The sequence below is a fragment of the Magnetospirillum molischianum DSM 120 genome, assembly GCF_000294655.1.
Taxonomy (GTDB): Bacteria; Pseudomonadota; Alphaproteobacteria; order Rhodospirillales; family Magnetospirillaceae; genus Phaeospirillum; species Phaeospirillum molischianum.
In genome coordinates this window covers 1-699 of sequence record NZ_CAHP01000051.1, presented here as the reverse complement: position 1 = coordinate 699, position 699 = coordinate 1, and the positions used below count along the sequence as shown (strand labels likewise).

1 protein-coding gene is annotated in these 699 nt (G+C 64.1%); it reads left to right on the top strand.

From position 1 onward, the window contains the following. A partial coding sequence (locus PHAMO_RS16300) for an IS66 family transposase (protein ID WP_040567689.1) occupies positions 1-670 on the top strand: 670 nt, incomplete at its 5' end. Positions 671-699: the final 29 nt, after the last annotated feature.

The window sequence follows — 699 nt, the reverse complement described above, 5'->3', positions numbered from 1 at the left end:
TGAAACCACCACCCGGGTCGATGGCGTCACCCACTGGCAGTGGGTGTTTGTCTCGGATCGGGCGGTGCTGCACGACATTGCGCCGCGCCGGGCCAAAAGCGTCGCCGAGACCGTGTTGGGCGACTACCGCCCCGGGGTCTGGGTGTCCGACCGCTACGCCGGACAGCAGGATCTCGCCCTGGCCCATCAGGTCTGTCTCGCCCATGTCCTGCGCGACGTCCAATACGCCATCGATTGCGGCGACACCGTCTTCGCCCCGAAAATTCGTGATCATCTCCGTTGGGCAATCCGTGTCGGCAAACGACGAACAGAGCTCAAGGACTCTACGCTGGTCGCTTATGCCGCCAAGGCAGAGCGCCGCCTCGACACCCTGCTCGCCATCCCCGCCGCTCATCCGGCCGGGAAAATCCTCCAGCGCCAGATCAAGGCGTGGCGAACGAAGTTCTTCGTCTTCCTTACCGATCGCGAGGTCCCGCCCACCAACAATGTGTCCGAGCGCGAGATCCGGCCCTCCGTCGTCTTCCGCAAGGTCACCAATGGATTCCGCTCCGACTGGGGTGCCCAAGTCCATGCCGGATACCGGTCTGTCACCGGCACGGCGCGCCTCAAGGGCCAGACTGCCCTTCAGGCCGTTCGTGACCTCGTCAACGGCACCTTCGTCGTCGCCTGACAAAATCGACGCCAACCCCGTGAGCAATT